This is a genomic window from Ruegeria sp. YTSA072, assembly GCF_059610285.1.
Genome location: NZ_JBXWNI010000002.1, coordinates 275,193 through 297,998 on the forward strand (window position 1 = coordinate 275,193; position 22,806 = coordinate 297,998).

A 22,806-nucleotide genomic window follows, 5' to 3' on the forward strand; every position below is an offset into this window, starting at 1 on the left:
GTCATCCTGTCTACAACATGGTTCAGGATAGACCACCCCAAAACTTTCGAATGACGGCAGCCGTCTGAACCGGGTGAGTGATTGGGACCATGTGGTCAGCACCCGAAACAACGCCCGTTCCGGCATTGGGAAGCCGCCGGGCAAGACCTTCTCCGATCGCGGGCATGACGGGGTGCGTCTCAGACCCGCTCAGGATCAGAACCGGCATAGATGCGCGGTCGAGAACGCCAGGGTTCAGCATCCCCTTCTGATCAAAAAACAAAGCGTCATCAACGGCGGGCACAACGTGAATACCACGGATCATTCCCGCGCGTGTCCGCTCTGGCAATTCGGGCCATCGTGGGCCGTCCTGTGCGCCCCACATCCGGTTGAACAAGCGGGCGGCTTGCTCAAAATTTCCGGCCGCGAGCGCATCGGAAACTGGTTTCGCCTCGTCATCATGTTGCCGCACCAAATCGGGCGTATCCTGAATCGCAACCGCAAAGAACACAGGCTCGATCAGGACCGCACTGCGGACCAGGTCCGGAAACTCGACAGCCAACCGAAGGGCAAGCATTCCTCCAAATGAATGCCCGATCACGTCCATCGGCTCGGTCAGATGCGCGACCGACAGTTGGGTCACCTGGTCAAAGAAATTCTCGTTCCCGTCCCAATCTGCACTGCGGCCATGGGACGGCATGTCGGGGGCCGTAAATGTCACCTCGCCCTTTAGAGCCGTCGCCAGCCCCGACCACGCCCCGGAATGCGCGATTGTGCAGTGCAGGGCGAGCACCTTGCGCGCGCCCTGCCCCAACGTTCTGACAAAAGTGTTGTCTGCCAGGGGGGTGTCCCTCACCCCTTCAGTTCCGACAAATGGCGATCCAGATCATCCAGCCGGTCCTGCCCCCAGAACCGCTGATCGTCTTCGGTGATGTAAAACGGTGCGCCAAATACACCGCGATCCACGGCCTCTTCCAGATTGGCGGCATAAGTTTCCGCGCCAACCAGAAGGCCGCTATCCGCCAGCCCCGGATCAAAACCGGCCTGTGTCAGGCAATCGCGGATCACATCATCCTGCGCGATGTCTTTCTCCTCGGCCCAACAGGCCCGCACGAAGGAATGCGCAAGCTTTCCAACGTCGCCTGACCCGTCCTTGATTGCAGCGATGATCGCATAGGATGACGGCGCCGCATTGGTCGGCCAATGCGCGGGCTGTAGATTGAATTCCATACCAAGTTGCTTGGACTGTCGCTGTAGTTCCTGCGCCCGATATTCGATCCGAGAAATATGGCGGTCCTTGGGTGGAGTGCCGCCCGTACGCCCAAACAGGGCGACAATATCCAGCGGTTTGTAGTTGATCGTCGCGCCATGTTTCGCCGCGACCTGTTCCAACCGCATACCCGCCAGATAGGTATAGGGCGAGAGTGTCGCAAAATAGTAGTCAATCTGGGTCATCTGCACTTTCTCCGCTGCGTTATCTTTGCTGGACGTTAGACCCGTGCTAAGCGGTGTCAACATCACGAATCTGTCACATTGCCATTGCTGCCCGGGGACCTCAGCCGATGCCGACACTCAACGAACCCAAGCTTATCGCTGGGAACGCCAACCTTCCTCTTGCCGAATCTATCTCGCGACGCATGAGCCTGTATCGCGGCGTCGATCAGAATCTTGTCGATGCGCGGGTCGAGCGCTTCAATGACGGCGAGATTTTCGTCGAAGTGTTCGAAAACGTGCGCGGCGAGGATATGTTCATTGTCCAACCGACGTCGAATCCGGCGAATGACAACCTGATGGAGTTGCTGATCATCGCTGACGCGCTGCGTCGGTCTTCCGCACAGCGTATCACCGCCGTGATCCCTTATTTTGGTTACGCCCGTCAGGACCGCCGCACCAAGGCGCGGACGCCAATCAGCGCCAAGCTGGTGGCCAACATGCTGACCGGTGCCGGGATCGAGCGGATCCTGACTATGGACTTGCACGCAGCCCAGATTCAGGGGTTCTTCGACATGCCTGTCGACAACCTTTATGCATCGCCGATTTTTGCGCTGGATGTGAAACACCAGTTCCAGGACAATCTGGACGAGCTTATGGTCGTATCGCCTGACGTCGGCGGCGTGGCCCGCGCGCGTGAGCTTGCCAAGCGCATCAACGCCCCCCTGTCGATCGTGGACAAGCGCCGCGAGAAGGCTGGTGAAGTGGCCGAGATGACGGTGATCGGTGACGTCAAAGACAAGATCTGCCTGATCGTCGACGACATGTGCGACACTGCCGGTACGCTGTGCAAGGCCGCTCAGGTCCTGCTGGATAACGGCGCGAAAGAGGTACATTCGTACATTACCCACGGCGTCATGAGCGGCCCGGCGGTCGAACGTGTAACAAATTCGGTGATGAAATCTCTGGTGCTGACCGACACGATTCAGCCTACCAAAGAGATCACCAACGCCAAGAACATCCGCATTGTGCCCACCGCGCCTATTTTCACTCAGGCGATCCTGAACATCTGGAACGGGACAAGCGTGTCTTCGTTGTTCGAGGACAAAACTCTGACACCGATTTACGAGTCGATGTATCACATGGACTGACCGAGTTGGGCGGCGTTACAGCCGCCCTTTTTTGTCAACACAGAAAGACAGGACGTACCCGTGACAGTCTCTAAACGCATTGTTCTTTCCAGCGACCACGCGGCAATCGAGCTGCGTCAGGCGGTCGCCGACCACATCACAGCGCAAGGCTGGGAAGTCGTCGATATCGGCCCCAAGACGCCTGAAAGCACGCACTACCCTATCCACGGAAAAGCTGCAGCTCAGGCTGTTGCTGCTGGTGAGTGTCACCTTGGGATCGTCCTATGTGGTACAGGTCAGGGGATCATGATGGCGGCCAACAAGGTTCCGGGCATTCGCTGTGGCGTGTGTTCTGACGCCTTTTCGGCCCGCATGATCCGCGCGCACAACAACGCCAACATGCTGTCGATTGGCGCGCGTGTCGTGGGCGAAGGTCAGGCCCTGGATATCGTAGATGCGTTTCTGGAGGCCGAGTTCGAAGGCGGTCGCCACGCAACCCGTGTAGATATGATTGAGGCACAAGGCGACTAAATCGCCTTCCTAACCCAAGACGACGTATTGTGGCCCCCTGACAGGGGGCCTTTTGCGTTAAGAGATATTCCAATCGTCGTCATGGGCCACCTCTCCGATGGCGGTCCATGTGACCCGTATCCGGGCGATCCGCGTGTCCGACCATGTGCGGAAAACGGCGCTAAAACCCTCTGGCGTGATGTCTTCGGCCGTAACTTCGGCGCGCAGAGCGGAAGATGTATCCACATCCCACAAAGAGACACCGATCTGAACCACCGGATTTGATCGGAACGGTTGGTTGAACATAACGCTCGACCGCCGCTGGCGCGGTCCTACGCCCGTCCACATTTCGCCACCATCGGCGAATTCGGAAAAAATAACTGCCTCGCCTTGGTCAATACCAATTGGATGGGTTCGAAACGTCTTCATTGATTTGTCTTTATCTATGTAATTCCGGACCTTAACCCGCCGCATTGATAAAATCACGATAAAAAAACGGCCCCGTGTTTACGGGGCCGTTTCTAACTGTCGGAATGCGGTGAGCCTTACAGGCTCATATGCGTTCCAAGGGCTTCCATGTCGGCCAGCAGTTTGGCAGCGTCATCGACAATTGTCTGATCATCGCCTGCCTTGGCTACTTCGTGCGAAGCACGCGCCTCGGCGACCAGATCGTCCAGATGCGACCGTGTCACTTCGGCGACCGGAATGGCTTTTTCCGCCAGAACCGACAGGCCGTCGCCATTGATCTGAGCAAACCCGCCGGTGACCAGATATTCACTGGACCCTTCGGGTGCCTCGACCTTCAGGATGCCCGGGCGCAGCGTCGTGATGGTGGGGGCATGATCAGGCATCGCCGTCATGTCCCCGTCCGCGCCGGGAAGCTGGACCGCGGTCGCGCTGAGCGAAGCAAGGCTACGCTCGGGGCTGACGAGGTCGAATTGCATCGTGTTTGCCATCAGGTGTGCTCCTTAGGCGGCTTCTGCGGCCATCTTTTCCGCTTTGGCGATCACGTCGTCGATGCCGCCAACCATCAGGAAGGCTGCCTCGGGCAGGTGATCGTATTCGCCGGCCACTACGGCCTTGAACGACGCGATGGTGACATCCAGAGGAACCTGAACGCCGGGCGAACCGGTGAAGACCTGTGCCACGTCGAACGGCTGCGACATGAAGCGTTCGATCTTACGGGCACGGGCCACGGTCAGTTTGTCCTCTTCCGACAGTTCGTCCATGCCGAGGATGGCGATGATGTCCTGCAGCGACTTGTAGCGCTGGAGGATCTGCTGAACGTCGGTCGCAACGGTATAGTGCTCTTCACCGACGATCGCCGGATCAAGCAGACGCGAGGTCGAATCGAGCGGGTCAACAGCAGGGTAAATACCCTTTTCCGAGATCGCACGGTTCAGAACGGTGGTCGCATCGAGGTGCGCGAACGACGTCGCAGGCGCGGGGTCGGTAAGGTCATCCGCAGGGACGTAGACGGCTTGCACAGAGGTGATCGAGCCCGACTTGGTCGAGGTGATCCGTTCCTGCATCGCGCCCATGTCGGTCGCCAGCGTCGGCTGATAGCCCACCGCCGAAGGGATACGGCCCAACAGGGCGGACACTTCGGAACCTGCCTGTGTGAAGCGGAAGATGTTGTCGACAAAGAACAAAACATCGGTACCGGTTGCGTCACGGAATTGTTCCGCAAGGGTCAGGCCCGACAGAGCGATCCGCATACGTGCACCCGGAGGCTCGTTCATCTGGCCGTACACCAGCGCGATTTTCGAATCTTCCAGCTTTTCGGGAACGATAACACCGGATTCGATCATCTCGTGATACAGGTCGTTGCCTTCACGGGTCCGTTCACCAACACCCGCGAACACGGACACGCCCGAGTGCACTTTGGCGATGTTGTTGATCAGCTCCATGATCAGAACTGTTTTACCAACGCCGGCGCCGCCGAACAGACCGATCTTACCGCCTTTGGCGTAAGGGGCCAGCAGGTCAACAACCTTGATGCCGGTAACCAGAACTTCGGATTCCGTTGCCTGATCCGAAAAGTCTGGCGCAGGCTGGTGAATGGCGCGCGTTTCTTTGGTTTCAACGGGGCCTTTTTCGTCGATAGGTTCGCCCACAACGTTCAGGATTCGTCCCAGTGTTGCGTTGCCGACCGGAACCGCGATCGGTGCGCCGGTGTCAGTTACAGCTTCGCCGCGAACCAGACCTTCGGTTGCGTCCATCGCAATGGTGCGGACAGTGTTTTCGCCCAGATGCTGTGCAACCTCCAGAACCAGCTTTTTGCCGTTGTTGGTTGTATCCAGCGCGTTCAGAATTTCAGGCAGCTGATCTTCGAAGTGCACGTCGACGACGGCCCCGATGATCTGTGTGACTTTGCCTTTTGCATTCGCCATGTTTCGTCTCCGGTTTGTCTCTACAGCGCCTCAGCGCCGGAAATAATTTCAATCAGCTCGTTGGTGATCACGGCCTGACGCGAACGGTTGAACTGGATCGTCAGCTTGTCGATCATCTCACCCGCGTTGCGTGTTGCGTTGTCCATCGCGGACATACGTGCACCCTGTTCCGAGGCTCCGTTTTCGAGCAGAGCCGAGAAGATTGCAGTCGCAACCCCCTTTGGTAGCAAGTCGGCCAGAATGGCCTCTTCGCTGGGCTCGTAGTCGAACACGGCACCACTGTCGTCGCCCTCGGTATCCTCAAACGAGGCTGGGATGACCTGTTGTGCCGTCGGGATCTGGGTCACAACGTTGACGAACTTCGAGTAGAAGATCGTGGCAACATCGAACTCACCCCCATCGAAACGGGACAAGATGCCCTTGGCGATGTCTTGCGCGTTGGAATACCCCAGACGCTTGACCTCGCTCAGGTCGATATGTCCAACGAACAGATCGCCAAGATCACGTTTGAGCGCGTCGCGGCCTTTCTTGCCGACAGTCAAAACCTTGACCGTCTTGCCTTTCAGGCGCAGCTCTTCCGCTTTGACACGGGCCAGCTTGGCGATGCTCGAGTTGAAGCCGCCACACAGGCCGCGTTCAGCTGTCATGACAACCAGCAGGTGGACATCATCACTGCCCGTACCACGGAGCAGCTTGGGGGCGCTGTCGCTGCCCCCGACCGATGCCGCCAGCCCCGCCATCACGGCATTGAACCGTTCAGCATAGGGACGCGAGGCTTCGGCAGATTCCTGGGCGCGGCGCAGTTTTGCAGCCGCGACCATCTGCATGGCCTTGGTGATCTTGCGGGTCGATTTGACCGACTCGATCCTGTTTTTAAGATCCTTAAGATTTGGCATGTGCCCGCCTCTCCCTTAAGCGAAGGTTGCGGCGTATTCGTCCAGCGCAGCCTTGATCTTGTCGGAAGCGTCGCCCTTGATCTTGGGATCTTCGTCGGTGATCCACTGAAGCAGGTCGGCGTGCTTGCCGCGCAGGTGCGCCAGCAGGCCAGCTTCGTAACGGCCAACATCGGAAACGTCGATCTTGTCGAGGTAACCGTTGGTGCCGGCGAAGATGACACAGACGATTTCAGCGTTGGTCAGCGGCGAGTACTGCGGCTGCTTCATCAGCTCGGTCAGACGCGCACCACGGTTCAGCAGCTGCTGGGTCGCGGCGTCAAGGTCGGAACCAAACTGCGCAAACGCAGCCATTTCGCGGTACTGAGCCAGTTCCAGCTTAACCGGACCGGCAACCGACTTCATCGAGTTGGTCTGAGCCGAAGAGCCCACACGCGAAACCGACAGACCGGTGTTCACAGCAGGACGGATGCCCTGATAGAACAGTTCGGTTTCCAGGAAGATCTGGCCGTCGGTGATCGAGATCACGTTGGTCGGAATAAACGCCGAAACGTCACCACCTTGCGTTTCGATAACCGGCAGAGCGGTCAGCGAGCCAGCACCGAAGTCTTCGTTCAGCTTCGCCGAACGCTCCAGCAGGCGGGAGTGGAGATAGAAAACGTCGCCAGGATAGGCTTCACGTCCGGGCGGACGACGCAGCAGCAGCGACATCTGTCGATAAGACACAGCCTGTTTCGACAGGTCATCATAGATGATCAGTGCGTGGCGGCCATTGTCGCGGAAGAATTCGGCCATTGCGGTTGCGGCATAGGGTGCCAGGAACTGCATCGGCGCCGGGTCGGACGCGGTTGCGGCCACAACGATCGAGTAGTCAATCGCGCCGGACTCTTCCAGTTTCTTCACCAGCTGCGCAACGGTCGAACGCTTTTGGCCGATCGCAACGTAAACGCAGTACAGCTTCTTCGACTCGTCGTCGCCTGCTGCATCGTTGTAGGTTTTCTGGTTCAGGATGGCGTCCAGAGCAACGGCAGTTTTACCGGTCTGACGGTCACCAATGATCAACTCACGCTGGCCACGACCAATCGGGATCATCGCGTCAACCGATTTCAGGCCGGTTGCCATCGGTTCATGAACCGATTTACGCGGGATGATGCCCGGTGCTTTGACGTCAGCAACGCCACGCTCGGTGGATTCGATGGGGCCTTTGCCGTCCAGCGGGTTGCCCAGACCGTCAACAACACGACCCAGCAGACCGTTACCAATCGGAACGTCCACGATCGAGTTGGTGCGCTTGACGATGTCACCTTCTTTGATGTCACGGTCGGAACCGAAGATAACAACACCAACGTTGTCGCTTTCCAGGTTCAGCGCCATGCCCATGATGCCACCGGGGAATTCGACCATCTCACCCGCTTGCACATTGTCCAGACCGTATACGCGGGCAATCCCGTCACCGACGCTCAGCACGCGACCGATTTCGGCCACTTCGGCTTCCTGACCAAAATTCTTGATCTGGTCCTTCAGGATTGCAGAAATCTCTGCAGCTTGGATTCCCATTTATCCGACCTCTTTCATTGCATTCTGTAGGGAGTTGAGCTTCGAACGGATCGAGCTATCGATCATCTTCGAGCCCACTTTAACGACAAGACCGCCAATGAGGCTTTCATCAACGGTCGCATTTATTGTCACGGTCTTGCCCACACGCTCGGACAGCGTCTTGGACAGTTTTTCCAGTTGTGTCTTGGTCAGCGCCTTGGCCGACGCGACATCGGCGGTCACTTCGCCACGTTCGTCCGCCAGCATGTCGCGCAGAACCTGCACCAACTCGGGAACGACGAACAGACGGCGCTTCTGAGCCATCAGAGCCAGCGTGTTACGCATGATGGCGTGCAGACCCATTTTGTCAGCGATTGCGGTAATGGCGCCTTCTTGTTCGGCACGCGAAACCAGAGGCGATGCGATCAGGTCGCGCAGTTCGGCGCTTTCGCCCAATGCTGCTGCCAGATCGTTGATTCCGGTTTCCAGACCTGCGAGGTCATTATTCTCTTTGGCGATCTCAAAGATCGCGGTGGCATAGCGCTTGGCAATGCCTGTGGAAATCGAAGCTGGTTCGGACACGTCCACCCTTCCGATATTTTGGGCCCCGAATTCGCGTTGCGGCAGCTACCCCGGGGGCGTGAAGAAACCCCGGCCAGACGGTCGGGGATCAAAATCACCGGGGATGTAGCAGAGCCGAACCCAGCTAGCAATATATTATCACGGCAACAGGTTTATCCACAAAATGTTCAATTTCAATTACTTAAGGAGGGTGCGACCCTTTTATCCGGCTGAAACAGACGAAAAATGTTACGAAAGTGTAGGTTTTTGCGATTCCTGTGTCCTTTTTCCCTCAATTTTTGCGAATTGAAGAGGGAAAACGACCGGGCTGCTCAGGCTGGTTTCAGAAGGCCATCAAGTGCCTTTATCGGACGACGTTCGGCATCCTTTGCAACACTGCCGCTGGGCGGTCGGATGTGTTTTGTCACCTCAACCATAAGCACTCCGCCTGCCATGACTGTTGGCAGCCTTTGGCCAGTCTTTTCGATCAGGCTCGCCGACTTCAGCCAGAAACGGCGAAATGACGGCGGCAGATACAGAGCCGAGCAATGGCTTTCCGGGATGAAGTGGTGCGCCTTGAGCTGACTTTCCAGCTGCGAGGCTGTGTACGGTCGGCCAAAGCCAAACGGGGTCTTATCCGTCCGCGACCACAAACCAGCCCGATTGGGCACGACAAAGAATGCGCGCCCCCCTGGCCCCAACACGCGCCAGCACTCATTTAGCAATTGGCTGGGCCGCTGCGAGGTTTCAAGCCCGTGCATCACAATCAGCTTGTCGACATGACCTGTTTCAATCGGCCACAGGGTTTCTTCGGTCAGAACCGACACATTGGGCATTCCGGCGGGCCAGGGCATGACGCCTTGCGGGCCTGGCATCAAACCGATCACGCGGCGGGCGTCCGCAAGATAAGGACGCAGCAATGGAACCGCGAAACCAAATCCAGCAACCGTTTGCCCCTTGGCTTCGGGCCATTGCTCGATCAGTCGCCCACGGATCGCCGCCTGCGCGGCACGACCCAGAGTGCTGCGATAGTAGAAGTTCCTCAAATCCTGCACATCAAGATGCATTGCAGACACCCGGTCAATCGGCTTAGCTGGGCGCAGTCTAGCAACGAAAGGGCAAAAGGCCATGCCTCTTGAGGTCGTTACCATCCCATGTCTCAGCGACAATTACGCATTTCTGGCGCATGACGCCGCAAGCGGCAATACCGCACTGGTCGACGCGCCCGAAGCCGGACCCATTCTGGCCGAGTTGGACAAGCGCGGCTGGACATTATCCCATGTTCTTCTAACCCATCACCATTGGGACCATGTGGATGGCCTGTATGCCATTTTGGAAAGACATCCGGCCAAAGTTGTTGGCGCAGCCGCCGATGCGCACCGCTTGCCCCCGCTGGATCAGCAGGTCAGCGACGGCGATACCTTTGAATTCGGAAGCGAGCAGATTCGGGTGCTGGATGTGTCCGGCCATACTGTTGGCCATGTCGCCTTTTACATGCCGGACAGCGCAGTGGTTTTCACTGCAGACAGCCTCATGGCATTGGGGTGTGGGCGCTTGTTCGAAGGCACGGCGCCACAGATGTGGGCTTCGCTCAGCAAGTTGGCCGCCCTTCCCGATGAGACAATCGTATGCTCCGGCCACGAATACACGCAATCAAACGCAAAATTCGCGTTAACCGTCGATCCAACCAATGCCGCACTGCAAAAACGCGCTGATGATATCAACCGCGCGCGCGCTGCCGGAGAACCCACGGTTCCTTCGACGATGGCGCTGGAAAAGGCCACAAACCCGTTCTTGCGGGCCGCTGACCCGGCGATTCAGGCGCATTTGGGAATGCAAAATTCGGACCCCGCAGAAGTTTTTGCTGAAATTCGGACTAGAAAAGACAGCTTTTAGTACCCAAATTGCCTTCCTCACGGCCACGGTCACGTGAAATGTGACTGTCAAGAGCAAGAAAACCCTTGAAGCCGGGCCACGATCAACCAAACTCTAATAGTATGAGGACATGGTTGGGATGGGGTTCCGGCCGAAGCCTGCCCCTTTCGACCCAAGACAGAGGAGCACCCGCGTGCCTTCATTCTCGAGCACATTAGAACAAGCCATCCACGCGGCCTTGGCGGCTGCGAATGAACGGCGTCACGAATTTGCCACGCTAGAGCATCTGCTTTTGGCGTTACTGGAAGAACCTGACGCCATCCGCGTCATGAAAGCCTGCAGCGTCGATCTGGAAGAACTGCGCAGCACTCTGGTTGAATTCATTGACGAAGACCTGTCCAATCTGGTCACGGATATCGACGGTTCCGAGGCCGTGCCAACGGCCGCTTTCCAGCGTGTCATACAACGCGCGGCGATCCACGTCCAAAGCTCGGGCCGGACCGAAGTGACCGGCGCAAACGTTCTGGTCGCCATCTTCGCCGAACGTGAAAGCAATGCAGCCTATTTCCTGCAAGAGCAGGACATGACGCGCTATGACGCGGTTAACTTCATCGCGCATGGTGTGGCCAAAGACCCTGCCTACGGCGAAAACCGCTCGGTTTCGGGCGCGGATCAAGTCGAGGAAGAGGCTCAGCCTGGCGTCACCGAAGGCGAACAGAAGGAAAGCGCGCTTGGGAAGTACTGCATTGACCTGAACGCTAAATCGCGCGCAGGCGATGTCGACCCGCTGATCGGCCGTGCTGATGAGGTTGAGCGTTGTATTCAGGTCCTGTGCCGCCGCCGCAAGAACAACCCGCTGCTGGTAGGTGATCCCGGCGTGGGCAAGACCGCCATCGCTGAAGGCCTGGCACGCAAGATTGTTGGCGGCGAAGCGCCAGATGTGTTGTCGGAGACCACAATTTATTCTCTCGACATGGGTGCTCTGCTGGCAGGTACCCGCTATCGCGGAGACTTCGAGGAACGCCTGAAGGCGGTTGTGACCGAGTTGGAAGACCACCCGGACGCGGTGCTGTTCATTGACGAGATCCACACCGTGATCGGTGCCGGTGCCACCTCGGGTGGCGCGATGGATGCGTCGAACCTGCTGAAACCTGCCCTGCAGGGCGGCAAGCTGCGCACCATGGGCTCGACCACATACAAGGAATTCCGTCAGCATTTTGAAAAAGACCGCGCGCTGAGCCGCCGGTTCCAGAAGATCGACGTGAGCGAGCCTTCGGTCGAAGATAGCGTGAAAATTCTGCGCGGTCTGAAACCCTATTTCGAAGAGCATCATGAGATCAAATATACCGCCGATGCCATCAAGACCGCGGTGGAACTGTCGGCCCGCTATATCAACGACCGTAAACTGCCCGATAAAGCCATCGATGTAATCGATGAGGCCGGTGCGGCGCAGCATCTGGTGGCTGAGAGCAAACGGCGCAAGACCATCGGGGTCAAAGAAATCGAGGCGGTCGTCGCCAAGATCGCCCGCATTCCGCCCAAGAACGTCACCAAAGACGATGCCGAGGTGCTGAAAGATCTCGAGGCTTCGTTGAAACGTGTCGTATTCGGTCAGGATCTGGCAATCGAGGCGCTGTCCAGTGCAATCAAACTGGCGCGTGCCGGTCTGCGTGAACCTGAAAAGCCCATCGGCAACTATCTGTTCGCCGGCCCGACCGGTGTGGGTAAGACCGAAGTGGCGAAACAGCTGGCGGATACGCTGGGTGTAGAACTGCTGCGCTTTGACATGTCAGAGTACATGGAGAAGCACGCCGTCAGCCGTCTGATCGGCGCGCCTCCGGGCTATGTAGGCTTTGATCAGGGCGGTCTGCTGACCGACGGCGTCGACCAGCATCCGCATTGCGTGCTGCTACTGGATGAAATCGAAAAAGCCCATCCGGACGTGTTCAACATCCTGTTGCAGGTGATGGACCACGGTGAGTTGACCGATCACAACGGACGTACGGTGAACTTCCGCAACGTGGTGCTGATCATGACCTCTAACGCGGGTGCGCAAGAACAGGCCAAGGCCGCCATCGGCTTTGCACGTGACCGTCGCGAAGGCGAGGATACGGCCGCAATCGAACGTATGTTCACGCCGGAATTCCGCAACCGCTTGGACGCTGTGATCTCATTCGCGCCACTACCGAAAGAGGTCATCCTGCAAGTGGTCGAGAAGTTCGTTCTGCAGCTTGAAGCGCAATTGCTGGATCGCAATGTGACCATCGATCTGACCCCCAAAGCCGCCGCGTGGCTGGCGGAAAAAGGGTATGACGACAAGATGGGTGCACGCCCTCTGGGTCGTGTCATTCAGGAACACATCAAGAAACCACTGGCCGAAGAGTTGCTGTTCGGCAAGCTGGCCAAGGGTGGTGTGGTCCGCGTGTCTGTCAAGAAAGGCGATTTGAACCTGGATATCCTTGGCCCCGATCAGCCAAGAATTCCGGGCGACAAACCTCCGCTTTTGACCGCGGATTAAGACGCCGCATTCGCCTAACAAGTCTAATCGCCCGGTTGTTCAGCAGCCGGGCGATTTCGTCTCGGCCACAAACTTTTTCGACGGAACAGCCAAACCTGCGCGTTTCATTATCACTGATGAATTGCAAAGGGGATTTTGATGACCAAAACCGTCGCCGTTTGGAGCGTAGCATTCGCCCTTTCCGCCGTTTCCGCCATAGCAACCGCTCAGCATAGATTTCGGTATCATGACGAAACGGAGACGCAGCCATTGCGCCTGCAGGCCGCAACGGTTGATCCGGGGCACAGCCACTCTGAAATCTCTGAGACCCGCAAAAGTATATGCGTCTCGGCCAACGGGATCCCCGATCACTTTGTCGGGCGCTTTCCGAACCAAGGCAATCCGCACAGCATTTCCGAGCAGCGCGTTAACTTGAAAGTACCGACGAACCCGAAATCCAATCGATCCACCACCCCGCTTGAAATGGGATGGAACTTTGGTGTGTCTCTGAACGGCGTCGTGTTCGACCCGTTGGCCGCAGAGTTCTGGCAGGGCAATCCCCGCTCAGCCTGGTCCTACAATGCGCTTGGGGGCGCGGTTACTTTGGGGTTCGACGAAAACTATGCCCATGTGCAACCCAATGGAAAATATCATTACCACGGCATCCCCACGGGCTTTATTGAGCTGCTGAACTATACACCCAGCCGACATTCACCGCTGATCGGATTCGCGGCAGACGGCTTCCCGATTTACGCAATGACCGGCGTTTTGGATGGGAAAGTGACGCAAATGAAGTCGTCGTACAGATTGAAAAGCGGCAACCGCCCTGGAGGAAGCGCACCCGACGGAAAGCATGATGGCACGTTCAATGAGGACTACGCTTATGTGGCAGGCGCCGGAAATCTGGATGAATGTAACGGAGCCTATACGATTTCGCCGGAATATCCATCTGGAACGTATGCCTATTTCCTGACTGAAAGCTACCCAGTCGTCCCGCGCTGCTTTGCGGGTAAGCCAGATAACAGCTTTCGGTTTGGTCGTCGCTGACCCGTACCCTTAACGAGTGTCTCGGTTACCTTTCGGTGAGTTTCAGCTCGATCCGGCGGTTTTGTGCCCGGGCCTCCGGGGTGTCTGCCGGATTTACGGGCTGGAACTCACCAAAACCGTTTGCGGCCAACCGGCTCGGCGGGATGCCCAGCGCATCGACCATGTAGCGCACCACGGACAAGGCGCGGCCCTGACTAAGCTCCCAATTGTCGCGATAGCGCCCGGACCCGGCAAGTGGCACGTTATCGGTGTGACCATCGACGCGGATCACCCAGTTCAGGCCTTCGGGAATTTCAGCCGCCACGCTGCGCAGGATATTGGCCACTTTGGCGATGTCCTGCTGCCCGGCCGGTGACAAGACGGCCGAACCCGTGTCAAACAGGACCTCGGACGAGAATACAAAACGGTCGCCTTCGATCCGAACGCCCTCCTCATCCCCAAGCACGTCGCGCAGTCTTCCAAAGAACTCTGACCGATAGCGTTGCAGGTCTTCGGCCTGCGCGGCCAGTTCCTGATTTTGTCCAGACAGAGCTTCTGCTTCGGCTTCAAGCCGGACACGCTCAGCCTCTTCCAGCAGGCGCCGGCGGCGTTCTTCCGAGGCCGCGCGGGCCAAAGCTGCGTTCAGGTCCTGACCCAGGGTCTGAATTCGAATGTCCGAAGCGGCGTTGCGTTCTTCATAGTCGTCCAACAACGCCTGCAACCCGCCAAGTTGTTGGCGCAGCGCCGCCATCTGTTGGTTCAACAACGCCGTTTCTCGCTGCGCTTTTGCGGAAATCGTTTTCTCCGCCGAGATCGCTTCACGGGCCACAGCCAATAGGTTTGCACGCTCTTCGGCTAATGATCGTTGCGATTGTGCCTCGGCCTGCGCCTCGGTTTGCGCAGCCAAAGCAGCTTGTAATTGCGCCTGCAACTCGTCCGCATCCAGCGCACCAAACTGGCGCTCAAGTTCGGCACTGGCGGCTTGTGCTGCGGCAAGCAGGGTCAGTGTATCCTCAGCTTCTTTGCGCTGTGCTTCCAAGGCCAGTGTCATTGCCGTCAACTCGGCATCTGCATCCTGCAGTCGGTTACGCAGGTTTTCGGCAGCGGCAGCTTCGGCCAGCTTGGCGGCCTCTTCCGCGCTGATCTGTTCTTCCAGTTCACTGATCCGGGTGGATTGCGCCGCGTCGCTTTGTTCAAGATCCGCAACCAACGCCTCCAGCGCCTCGCGTTGGGCGGCTGCCAGCCGGGCGGTTTCGGCCTGTTCGTCGATTTCAGATCGGCTTTGCGCCAGTGCGAGGATCAGCGCCTCTTGGTCCTCCAGCAACTTGGCGCGCTGGGATTCCAGTGTTGCAATTGCACCGCGTGCCCGCTCCTGATCCGTCAAAAGTGCCGCGACCTGCGCCTCAAAATCCGTGATACGCGCCTGCGACAAGGCCAGGTCCACTTCGGCCCGCGCCAGCGTATCTTCAGTTTGCGACAGGGTCGTGTTCAACGCGCCAAGACGGGCCTCCAGGCGGTTATTCTCACGCTCCTCCAATCCCAATGCCCCGGCCAGCGCTGCGACTTCATCCGACAGAGCGGTCAGTTCGTCCTCTTGCCCGGAAATGGTTTCGCGCAACACGAACTGCACCACCATAAAGATGGTCAGAACGAAGGTCAGCACCATCAGCAAACCGGTGATCGCGTCAACAAAACCCGGCCAAACCGAGCCCTGAAAACGCTGACCTGTGCGGCGGGACAGAGCCATGGATTACTCTCCTTCCGGAGCGGTGCGAACGGCGCCTCGGGGCAATGTCAGGGCTTTGACAAGCAGTTCGATATCCTTGCGCAATTCGCTCATGCTTTCCTGGCGACCGGCCGAGATTTCTTCGAGGATGCGCAATAGTTGAACGTCCATCGACCGCAGGCGCATCCGGCTTTCGGCGTCAATTCCATCCCCTGTACCCTGATCACGCATGTGATCCAACAGGGCGTCCTGCCCAAGGGCCACGCGTTCCAATGCGGCTGTCACCCCTTCGGATTCAGACTGTCGCACGTTCATCTCACCGATCGCGTCGACCAGTTGGCCCAGTTTGACCGACACGGCAGCACGATCAGCCTCTTGCCCCGAAAACAGGTCCTGCAGTGCATCCATCTGTTCGGACATCGCGTCCAGAACTGGGGTCAGAACCGCAAGCTCTGCGCCACCCTCATCTGCAGCCGCAAAACCAACGCGGGTGATTGAGGACAACCATTCCTCAAGCTCGCGGTAGAACCGGTTCTGGCCGTGACCTGCGAACAGTTCCAGCAAACCGACGATCAGAGACCCGGCAAGGCCCAAAAGGGACGACCCAAATGCCACGCCCATTCCTTGTAGCTGGGCTTCTAACCCCACCATCAGGCGGTTGAATACGGCCAGCCCTTCTTCGCCCTCTTGCGGGTTCAGGCTGCGGATCGTGTCGACAATGGCTGGGACGGTGGTCGCCAAGCCAAAGAACGTGCCCAAAAGGCCCAGATAAATCAGAACATTGGTAATATAGCGCGTGATCTCACGCTCTTCCTCGACGCGTTCCGCGACCGAATCCAGGATCGACCGGGTCGAACTGGAACTGATCTGTGACCGTGCACCACGTTCGCGCAGCAATGAGGCCAAAGGTGCCAGCAATTGCGGGGTGCGCGCGTCCTCGCGGACAACGCCGCCAACAAAAGCCTCAATCCAGCGCACCGAGCCAATCAGCTGTGTCACCTGAAAGAAACAGGCGAAAACGCCGATTATGAAAACCAGGATGATAAAGCCGTTCAGGTACGGGTTGGCCTGAAACACCGGCAGCACATAAGGCAGCGCCATAAAGACGCCCAAACCCGCCAGGCCAATTGCGACCAACATCATCACAATCTGACGAATGGGATGCGAGAAATGGGGTCTCGCGCCCTGATGTGCCTGCGCCATGCGCGTGTTTCCCGGTTTTTGCCTGCTCTGGCTTGAATCTAGCCAAAATCCGCCGGTGACGCCAAGGGTTTATGCTGTGATACTGCGCACCCGTTGCGCTAACCACTCAAGATCAGGATCGCGCAGGTCGATCTCGGCCAGATGCCCCGCAGTATTATACAGGTATTCTGTATTCGGCCCGCGCCCGCCAACCGCATGCGCAATGATCTGCGCTTGCTCCTCTAACGGCATACCACCACAGTATTGAACGTGGTCTGCGTCGATCACATAGGTCACGGCGGTGATGACATCGCCAGTGTTCAGATGCACATCAAGGTTTTTCTCGACATAGGCTGACGAAATCAGCTCACGCTCGCGCAATTCATGCAAGGTGCGCTCTTCATGGCCGGCCTCGACCGCAAGTGCCAAGCCGGTGCAATTGGCATCGGCCTGTTCGTCCAGTGCCAGCACAAGGCCGGGGTGTTCTTCGGTGCCGCGGTGGTGAATTGAACTCATGCAGAATGACCGGGCATACCCATGCAGCGTGGCGTGTTCGCTTCGGGCCACCGGAAAGCCCGGATTCCACAACAGCGATCCATATCCGAAAACCCACATCGTCATTGCTCTGGTCCTTGCCCGTTTCGGCCTATAAACATCAAATTCAACGCGGGAAAAAGGGCCAACTGCCATGCGCGGTCTAATACGAGTAGTCATTTTCTTAACGGTTATCTGGAGCGCCTATTGGTTCGTCGCCGGATTCGGATTGCGCAACGCAATCACCGCCTGGTTCGACAATCAGCAAGAACAAGGCTGGCAGGCCGACTTTTCCGATGTTTCAACAGCCGGGTATCCGTTGCGCCACGTTACGCGCCTGAACAGTCCGGCGCTGGCTGATCCAGTCAACGGCACCGCATGGAGCGCCGATTGGATCGAATTCCAAAGCCCTGCAATCTGGCCGGGACGTCAGGTGCTGCGCTTTGCTGACACCCCCCAGCGCCTATCCTATTTTGATCAGACGGCAACCATCAAAGCCAGCGACCTGCAGGCCGAGCTGCAGCTACAGCCCGGTGTCGCGCTGGTACTGGAAAAAATGGCTTTGACCGCGGGTTCATGGTTGATCACTGATGATGCCGAAGCGCTGGCTGGCGGCGATACGCTGACGCTGGTCATGGAACAGACTTCTATTCCGGTGACCTATGCCATCGGTGCCCGTATTGACGGGTTCAACCCGGGTGACAGTCTGCGGGAACTGATGCGGTCGGCCACCACATTGCCGCAGACGTTTGAAACGCTCGAGCTGGACATGACGGCCACGTTCAACAAACCGTGGGATCGTACGGCTCTGGAACAAGGCAGACCGCAGCCGGTGAAGATTGACCTGAATCTGGCCGAGATGAAATGGGGTGCTTTGCGTTTGTTTGCAGCGGGTGAGCTCGACATCGACCACCAGGGAATCCCAACGGGCGAGATTGCGGTCAAAGCTGAAAACTGGCGCGACATGATTGCAATGGCTAATGCTGCAGGTGCCCTGCCCGATCAGGCCGTTGATCCTGTGACTCGCGCGCTGAATTTCATGGCCGGGCTGGGCGGTAATCCAAATGCGCTAGACCTGCAGCTTAACTTCCGCGACGGATTCGTGGCGCTGGGGCCTTTGCCGCTGGGGCCTGCCCCCCGCCTAATCCTGCGTTAACGGCAGTATGGCCCGCGACGGTGGCGGGCTGTATCCAGATGGAAATGATCCCGGTGATACCGGTCCGCGTTTGGCCCCAATACGGTGCCAAACGGCCCGCATGCATCGCGCCAGATCTTGACCAGTTGTTTTTGCGATGGGTTCTTGCGCCAGCCATTCAGGACCGTCACAACTTCTCCATCGGCCATCTTGAAGGCCGAGATATCAATCGCGCGGCCTTTTCCATGCTCGGAAATGCGGGCGCCCTTACGGTTGTTGCGTGTCCGACACGCGTAGTGTGCGGCAACCTGCAATTGAACCACAGGCCCGCGTCGCTTGAACGTCGGCTTGACCGCTTTCGCAACCCATTTGTTCAGCGCAATTGCCGTTCCACAATCCATCGTGGAGGGACGGCTAAGCGTCACACCTGAGACCGAGGTGATCTGAACAGCGTCCTTGATCCCGCAAGCCTTGATCCTGCCCGGTACCGTCCCGACAGGCTTACCCTGAATATCGATGTCGCCACACACCGATCCTTTGCGCAGTTTGCGCTTTTTGAACAGCGCCTCCTGCTCCAAGGCTTTGGGCCGCAGGTAAGGCATCAGCGACGTGTCCGGGCCAAGCAGAGGCAGCTCTGCAGGCCGTGCCGCGGCTGCTAAAACCTGCGGTGAATCCGGCCGCAATTCTGGTCGTATGGTGGCCGGAGGCAGCTGAGGCACTGCGCTGCTAAGGACCGCAAGTGTAGCCTGAGGTCGCGATATCGGTATTAACGAACGTTCCAGCGAACCAGCCTGAGTTGACATTGCGCAAAGCGCTGCAAATCCGGTCAGAATGGTTCTCCAGCCCTGCGTCATGGGTTTGTTTTTCCCCGTCCGAAATCAGGCGCATCCGTATCCTGGCCTGCATCAATGATGCCGCGGCGGATGGCGCGCGTACGAGTGAAATAATCGAAAAGCTGCTCGCCGTCACCTGTTCTGATCGCACGCTGCAGTGCAAACAGTTCTTCGGTGAACCGGCCAAGGATCTCCAGCGTCGCATCCTTGTTGGTCAGGAACACGTCCCGCCACATGGTCGGGTCCGAGGCCGCGATGCGGGTGAAGTCTCGGAATCCGGCGGCGGAATACTTGATGACCTCGGTATCGGTGACCCGGCGCAGATCATCCGCAACGCCCACCATCGTATAGGCGATCAGGTGCGGCGCGTGCGATGTGACTGCCAGAACCAGATCATGGTGATCGGCGTCCATCTCATCGACGTTTGACCCCATGCCCTCCCAGAGTGCCCGCAAACGGGCAATCGCATCCGGGTCCGAGCCTTCAACCGGAACCAAAAGGCACCAGCGGTTGTCAAAGAGTTCTGCAAAACCCGATTCCGGGCCGGAATGCTCCGTCCCTGCCAGCGGGTGCGCGGGGATGAAATGCACACCATCCGGGATTTCCGGCCCGACGGCCTGAATAACGTGACGCTTGACCGAGCCGACATCAGTCACCGTCGCCCCGGGTTTCAGGACAGGTGCAATATCTTTCGCAACAGCGCCCATCGCGCCGACAGGAACGCAGAGAACGACCAGATCCGCGCCCTCGACCGCCTCTTGCGCGGTATCGCAGACGCGATCACACAAGCCGATGCGGCGGGCCGTGTCGCGGGTGGTCTCGGATCGGGCATAGCCAGTCACTTCGCCAGCAAGCCCGGCACGTTTGATCGCCCAGAACATGGACGAGGCGATCAGGCCAAGCCCGATCAAGGCCACACGGTCGTAAACTTGGCTCATGCGACGCCCCCTTTGAACGCGGTGATGGCCGCAACAACGCGGCGGCAGGCTTCTTCGTCGCCCACGGTGATCCGCAAAGCGTTTGGCAGGTTGTAGCCCGCCACACGGCGCACAATCAAACCTTGGGTCTTGAGATGGTCGTCACAAGCCTCGGCCTCGGTCCGATCGGCAAAGCGGGCGAGGATGAAATTGGTGCAGGACACATCCGAGGGCACGCCAATCTTGTCCAGTTCTTCCGACAACCACACCCGCAGGCGCGCATTTTCGGCCTGGCAGAAGGACAGGAATTCCGCGTCATTTACCGCTGCCTCTGCAGCAGCCAAAGCGGTCAAGGACAGGTTGAAGGGCTGGCGCACCCGGTTCAGTACGTCGATAATCGATTGCGCGGCATAGCCCCAACCGACACGCATTCCGCCCAGACCGTACACCTTGGAAAAGGTCCGCGTCATGATCACGTTGTCAAACCGATCCACCAGCGATGCGCCACCGTCGAACCCATCGACAAACTCGGCATAGGCCCCGTCGATCACCATCAGGCAGGTCTTAGGCAATGCTTCGGCCATACGCAGCAACTCAGCCTCGGGGATCATAGTCGAGGTCGGATTGCCCGGATTGGTAACGAACACAATCCGCGTTTGGTCAGTAACGGCGGCAAGGATGTTGTCCACGTCCACGTGACGGTCCCGTTCCGGCACCATAACCGGCGTCGCTCCGACCATACGGGCGATGATCGGGTACATCGAAAACCCGTGCTCGGTATAGATGACCTCATCCCCCGGGCCCGCATAAGCCTGAGCGATGAACTGCAGGACTTCGTCACTGCCAACGCCGCAGATAAGTCGTGCCGGGTCCAGCGCGTGACGCTCGCCGATCGCCGCGCGCAGACTGGCGTGGTCGGTGCTGGGATAACGATGAAGCGTTGCCGCGCTATCGCGAACCGCTTCGATAGCCTTGGGGCTTGGCCCAAACGGATTTTCGTTCGAGCTGAGCTTGATCACATGCTCGATCCCGGCCACATGCGACTGACCGCCTTGATAAAGCGCGATGTCCATAATGCCGGGTTGCGGGGTGATCTTGTTCATAAGAGGCTCCGTTGTTGGAGCCTCTCATACCCCTCTCAACGCGTTGAGAAAAGCGGCAATTCCGTCACGCCGCTTTGAAGCGGGCGGTCGCCGGGTCCGCGTTGTAATAAGGGGTGAATTCCTCAGTCCGGTGGGACAGGTCATTGACGCTGTCGATGATGAACTGAACCGTCTCTTCGCTCATAAGGTACGAGAAATTCAGGCGGACCCACCCGGGTTTCTTCATCTCTTCCCCTGCGGACAATGCGGCATGCAATTCAGCGGACGTTTCACGGTCGATTTCCAGCAAGCGATGCGCATATGGCCCGGCACACGCGCAACCACCGCGCGCCTGAATGCCGTAGATGTCGCTGAGCATCCGGGTAAACAGCTGCTGATGCACCGGCTGGCCAGAGTTGTCCCGCACAAGGAAAGAATAGATCGGCAAACGATGCGGGTTTTCAGTACCTAGCAAAGTCAGGTTCGGATTGTCGCCCCACCCTTTCAATGCCATTTCATTGTACCGGGCTTCGCGTTCAGCAATTTCATCCGTGCCTACGACATCCTTGACAATGAAGGCCAGCGCGGCGCGAATATCTCCGATCACATTGGGTGTTCCGGCTTCTTCTCGCGTGGCCAAATCCTCGCTGTAGTCATGGCGCCAGGGTGACACAAAGCTGACAGTGCCGCCACCAGGCCAACTTGGGCAAGTGCGGCGAACTGCGTTCTGATTGACGATCAGCACACCGGACGCGCCCGGGCCGCCCGGGAATTTGTGCGGGGATACTACGATGGCGTCCTTGCGCGCATCTTCCGGCCCCATGTCCATCGGCAAATATGGTCCACCACCAGCGTAATCCCAGATCGAAACAGCGCCATGAGACTTGAGCAGCCGCGTGATCGGGTCCGGGTCTGTAATGATGCCGGTTACGTTAGAGGCAGCGGAAAAAGAACCGATAATCAGATCGGAATCGGCATTGTCCACCAATGTCCGTTCAAGTGCACCGAGATCAACGCCGCCGTCGGGCGCTTCAGGGATTTCGATGACCTGCGCTTTGCTTTCCCGCCAGGGGAGGATGTTCGAATGATGCTCATACGGCCCGATCAGAACAACCGGCCGGTCAGCCCCCTCAATTCCCATCAAACTGACCAGCCGGTTAAGACCCGCAGTGGCGCCGGACCCGGTAAAGATCACCGCGTCGTCTTCCTTTGCTCCAACAATGCGGGCTATTTCCGCGCGCGCTTCGCGGCGCAGACGGGTCATATACGACCCACAATAGGAGGCCTCAGTGTGGCTGTTGGCATAAAAAGGCAGCACCTCATGGGCGACAAAATCCTCTACCTGCTGCAGCGCACGACCCGAAGCGACGTAGTCCGCATAAACCAGCGGAACGTCCCCATTCAGACCGGGGATCAGAACATTCTCTCCGATCAGCCCGTCGCGCAGGGTTGAATTGCGAGTGGTGGATTGGAGGTCTGCGCGAAATTTGGACAAGGTCATGATTAATTCTCCATATTGCATCACAAAATATGATTGAATAAGGACACAGAAACTTCACCTTTCTT

At 58.1% G+C, this 22,806-nt stretch carries 22 protein-coding genes; 6 read left to right on the plus strand and 16 right to left on the minus strand.

What is annotated here, in order from left to right:
* Nucleotides 1-22: 22 nt before the first annotated feature.
* Together AC2FIB_RS05595 and AC2FIB_RS05600 are read right to left on the minus strand one after the other, a co-directional pair.
* Nucleotides 23-835 (minus strand): alpha/beta fold hydrolase, encoded by an 813-nt coding sequence (locus AC2FIB_RS05595; RefSeq protein WP_496733870.1) that lies wholly within the window; start codon nt 833-835, stop codon nt 23-25.
* Nucleotides 832-1,434: a 2-hydroxychromene-2-carboxylate isomerase gene (locus tag AC2FIB_RS05600; protein ID WP_496733869.1), complete on the minus strand. Its 603-nt coding sequence runs from the start codon at nt 1,432-1,434 to the stop codon at nt 832-834. Before AC2FIB_RS05600 ends, AC2FIB_RS05595 begins: the two co-directional genes overlap by 4 nt.
* A gap of 107 nt (nt 1,435-1,541) precedes the next feature.
* On the opposite strand from AC2FIB_RS05600, the gene AC2FIB_RS05605 reads away from it, so the two are divergent.
* Together AC2FIB_RS05605 and rpiB are read left to right on the plus strand one after the other, a co-directional pair.
* On the plus strand, nt 1,542-2,561 hold the full coding sequence (locus AC2FIB_RS05605) for a ribose-phosphate pyrophosphokinase (RefSeq protein WP_058275513.1): 1,020 nt from the start codon (nt 1,542-1,544) through the stop codon (nt 2,559-2,561).
* 60 nt (nt 2,562-2,621) lie between these two features.
* Nucleotides 2,622-3,071, plus strand: a complete 450-nt coding sequence (rpiB, locus tag AC2FIB_RS05610) for a ribose 5-phosphate isomerase B (RefSeq protein ID WP_496696189.1) — start codon at nt 2,622-2,624, stop codon at nt 3,069-3,071.
* Between the two features lie 57 nt (nt 3,072-3,128).
* On the opposite strand, the gene AC2FIB_RS05615 is transcribed toward rpiB, so the two are convergent.
* The 7 genes from AC2FIB_RS05615 to AC2FIB_RS05645 all read right to left on the minus strand — a co-directional run bounded on the left by AC2FIB_RS05615 (nt 3,129) and on the right by AC2FIB_RS05645 (nt 9,500).
* Entirely contained in the window at nt 3,129-3,479 is a 351-nt protein-coding gene (locus AC2FIB_RS05615; protein ID WP_496733867.1) for an H-type lectin domain-containing protein, read from the minus strand.
* A 116-nt stretch (nt 3,480-3,595) separates the two neighbouring features.
* Entirely contained in the window at nt 3,596-4,006 is a 411-nt protein-coding gene (locus tag AC2FIB_RS05620) for a F0F1 ATP synthase subunit epsilon (RefSeq protein WP_496841803.1), read from the minus strand.
* A gap of 12 nt (nt 4,007-4,018) precedes the next feature.
* Complete coding sequence (atpD, locus tag AC2FIB_RS05625; protein WP_058275509.1) at nt 4,019-5,443, minus strand: F0F1 ATP synthase subunit beta; 1,425 nt, start codon at nt 5,441-5,443, stop codon at nt 4,019-4,021.
* Nucleotides 5,444-5,463: 20 nt separating this feature from the next.
* Nucleotides 5,464-6,339: a F0F1 ATP synthase subunit gamma gene (locus AC2FIB_RS05630; RefSeq protein WP_058275508.1), complete on the minus strand. Its 876-nt coding sequence runs from the start codon at nt 6,337-6,339 to the stop codon at nt 5,464-5,466.
* A 15-nt stretch (nt 6,340-6,354) separates the two neighbouring features.
* Nucleotides 6,355-7,893, minus strand: a complete 1,539-nt coding sequence (gene atpA / locus AC2FIB_RS05635; RefSeq protein ID WP_058275507.1) for a F0F1 ATP synthase subunit alpha — start codon at nt 7,891-7,893, stop codon at nt 6,355-6,357.
* Nucleotides 7,894-8,454 (minus strand): F0F1 ATP synthase subunit delta, encoded by a 561-nt coding sequence (locus tag AC2FIB_RS05640; protein ID WP_058276054.1) that lies wholly within the window; start codon nt 8,452-8,454, stop codon nt 7,894-7,896.
* Nucleotides 8,455-8,765: 311 nt separating this feature from the next.
* Nucleotides 8,766-9,500: a class I SAM-dependent methyltransferase gene (locus tag AC2FIB_RS05645; protein WP_109313357.1), complete on the minus strand. Its 735-nt coding sequence runs from the start codon at nt 9,498-9,500 to the stop codon at nt 8,766-8,768.
* A 61-nt stretch (nt 9,501-9,561) separates the two neighbouring features.
* On the opposite strand from AC2FIB_RS05645, the gene gloB reads away from it, so the two are divergent.
* From gloB to AC2FIB_RS05660, 3 genes are all read left to right on the plus strand, one after another.
* Complete coding sequence (gene gloB, locus AC2FIB_RS05650; protein ID WP_496733866.1) at nt 9,562-10,329, plus strand: hydroxyacylglutathione hydrolase; 768 nt, start codon at nt 9,562-9,564, stop codon at nt 10,327-10,329.
* A 172-nt stretch (nt 10,330-10,501) separates the two neighbouring features.
* On the plus strand, nt 10,502-12,826 hold the full coding sequence (clpA, locus tag AC2FIB_RS05655; protein WP_058275504.1) for an ATP-dependent Clp protease ATP-binding subunit ClpA: 2,325 nt from the start codon (nt 10,502-10,504) through the stop codon (nt 12,824-12,826).
* A 138-nt stretch (nt 12,827-12,964) separates the two neighbouring features.
* Nucleotides 12,965-13,852 (plus strand): YHYH protein, encoded by an 888-nt coding sequence (locus tag AC2FIB_RS05660; protein ID WP_496841804.1) that lies wholly within the window; start codon nt 12,965-12,967, stop codon nt 13,850-13,852.
* Between the two features lie 25 nt (nt 13,853-13,877).
* Here the strand turns inward: AC2FIB_RS05660 and AC2FIB_RS05665 are convergent, their stop codons facing one another.
* From AC2FIB_RS05665 to AC2FIB_RS05675, 3 genes are all read right to left on the minus strand, one after another.
* Nucleotides 13,878-15,578, minus strand: coding sequence for a peptidoglycan -binding protein (locus tag AC2FIB_RS05665; protein WP_496841805.1), 1,701 nt, complete (start codon nt 15,576-15,578; stop codon nt 13,878-13,880).
* 3 nt (nt 15,579-15,581) lie between these two features.
* Nucleotides 15,582-16,760 carry a biopolymer transporter ExbB gene (locus AC2FIB_RS05670; RefSeq protein WP_496733863.1) on the minus strand — a complete coding sequence of 393 codons (1,179 nt, stop codon included), beginning with the start codon at nt 16,758-16,760 and terminating at the stop codon, nt 15,582-15,584.
* A gap of 69 nt (nt 16,761-16,829) precedes the next feature.
* Nucleotides 16,830-17,360, minus strand: coding sequence for a gamma-glutamylcyclotransferase (locus AC2FIB_RS05675; RefSeq protein WP_496733861.1), 531 nt, complete (start codon nt 17,358-17,360; stop codon nt 16,830-16,832).
* Between the two features lie 67 nt (nt 17,361-17,427).
* Here AC2FIB_RS05675 and AC2FIB_RS05680 point away from each other — a divergent pair, with 67 nt between their 5' ends.
* Nucleotides 17,428-18,429 (plus strand): DUF2125 domain-containing protein, encoded by a 1,002-nt coding sequence (locus AC2FIB_RS05680; RefSeq protein WP_496733860.1) that lies wholly within the window; start codon nt 17,428-17,430, stop codon nt 18,427-18,429.
* Here AC2FIB_RS05680 and AC2FIB_RS05685 read toward each other — a convergent pair.
* The 4 genes from AC2FIB_RS05685 to AC2FIB_RS05700 form a co-directional block, all read right to left on the minus strand.
* On the minus strand, nt 18,426-19,262 hold the full coding sequence (locus tag AC2FIB_RS05685) for an extensin-like domain-containing protein (RefSeq protein WP_496733858.1): 837 nt from the start codon (nt 19,260-19,262) through the stop codon (nt 18,426-18,428). The two genes, AC2FIB_RS05680 and AC2FIB_RS05685, sit on opposite strands and share 4 nt — an antisense overlap.
* Complete coding sequence (locus AC2FIB_RS05690) at nt 19,259-20,179, minus strand: prephenate/arogenate dehydrogenase family protein (protein ID WP_496733857.1); 921 nt, start codon at nt 20,177-20,179, stop codon at nt 19,259-19,261. The genes AC2FIB_RS05685 and AC2FIB_RS05690 overlap by 4 nt, the downstream gene beginning before the upstream one ends.
* Entirely contained in the window at nt 20,176-21,261 is a 1,086-nt protein-coding gene (gene hisC / locus AC2FIB_RS05695) for a histidinol-phosphate transaminase (RefSeq protein ID WP_496733855.1), read from the minus strand. Before hisC ends, AC2FIB_RS05690 begins: the two co-directional genes overlap by 4 nt.
* A gap of 64 nt (nt 21,262-21,325) precedes the next feature.
* Nucleotides 21,326-22,741, minus strand: coding sequence for an aminotransferase class V-fold PLP-dependent enzyme (locus AC2FIB_RS05700; protein WP_496733853.1), 1,416 nt, complete (start codon nt 22,739-22,741; stop codon nt 21,326-21,328).
* Nucleotides 22,742-22,806 lie beyond the last annotated feature (65 nt).

Bases quoted from the DNA above. Each gene is read 5' to 3' on its own strand.
- AC2FIB_RS05600 (WP_496733869.1), bottom strand. From the start codon at position 1,434: ATGACCCAGATTGACTACTATTTTGCGACACTCTCGCCCTATACCTAT.
- AC2FIB_RS05605 (WP_058275513.1), top strand. From the start codon at position 1,542: ATGCCGACACTCAACGAACCCAAGCTTATCGCTGGGAACGCCAACCTT.
- AC2FIB_RS05615 (WP_496733867.1), bottom strand. From the start codon at position 3,479: ATGAAGACGTTTCGAACCCATCCAATTGGTATTGACCAAGGCGAGGCA.
- AC2FIB_RS05620 (WP_496841803.1), bottom strand. From the start codon at position 4,006: ATGGCAAACACGATGCAATTCGACCTCGTCAGCCCCGAGCGTAGCCTT.
- atpD (WP_058275509.1), bottom strand. From the start codon at position 5,443: ATGGCGAATGCAAAAGGCAAAGTCACACAGATCATCGGGGCCGTCGTC.
- AC2FIB_RS05630 (WP_058275508.1), bottom strand. From the start codon at position 6,339: ATGCCAAATCTTAAGGATCTTAAAAACAGGATCGAGTCGGTCAAATCG.
- atpA (WP_058275507.1), bottom strand. From the start codon at position 7,893: ATGGGAATCCAAGCTGCAGAGATTTCTGCAATCCTGAAGGACCAGATC.
- AC2FIB_RS05645 (WP_109313357.1), bottom strand. From the start codon at position 9,500: ATGCATCTTGATGTGCAGGATTTGAGGAACTTCTACTATCGCAGCACT.
- gloB (WP_496733866.1), top strand. From the start codon at position 9,562: ATGCCTCTTGAGGTCGTTACCATCCCATGTCTCAGCGACAATTACGCA.
- AC2FIB_RS05660 (WP_496841804.1), top strand. From the start codon at position 12,965: ATGACCAAAACCGTCGCCGTTTGGAGCGTAGCATTCGCCCTTTCCGCC.
- AC2FIB_RS05665 (WP_496841805.1), bottom strand. From the start codon at position 15,578: ATGGCTCTGTCCCGCCGCACAGGTCAGCGTTTTCAGGGCTCGGTTTGG.
- AC2FIB_RS05670 (WP_496733863.1), bottom strand. From the start codon at position 16,760: ATGGCGCAGGCACATCAGGGCGCGAGACCCCATTTCTCGCATCCCATT.
- AC2FIB_RS05675 (WP_496733861.1), bottom strand. From the start codon at position 17,360: ATGACGATGTGGGTTTTCGGATATGGATCGCTGTTGTGGAATCCGGGC.
- AC2FIB_RS05680 (WP_496733860.1), top strand. From the start codon at position 17,428: ATGCGCGGTCTAATACGAGTAGTCATTTTCTTAACGGTTATCTGGAGC.
- AC2FIB_RS05685 (WP_496733858.1), bottom strand. From the start codon at position 19,262: ATGACGCAGGGCTGGAGAACCATTCTGACCGGATTTGCAGCGCTTTGC.
- AC2FIB_RS05690 (WP_496733857.1), bottom strand. From the start codon at position 20,179: ATGAGCCAAGTTTACGACCGTGTGGCCTTGATCGGGCTTGGCCTGATC.
- hisC (WP_496733855.1), bottom strand. From the start codon at position 21,261: ATGAACAAGATCACCCCGCAACCCGGCATTATGGACATCGCGCTTTAT.
- AC2FIB_RS05700 (WP_496733853.1), bottom strand. From the start codon at position 22,741: ATGACCTTGTCCAAATTTCGCGCAGACCTCCAATCCACCACTCGCAAT.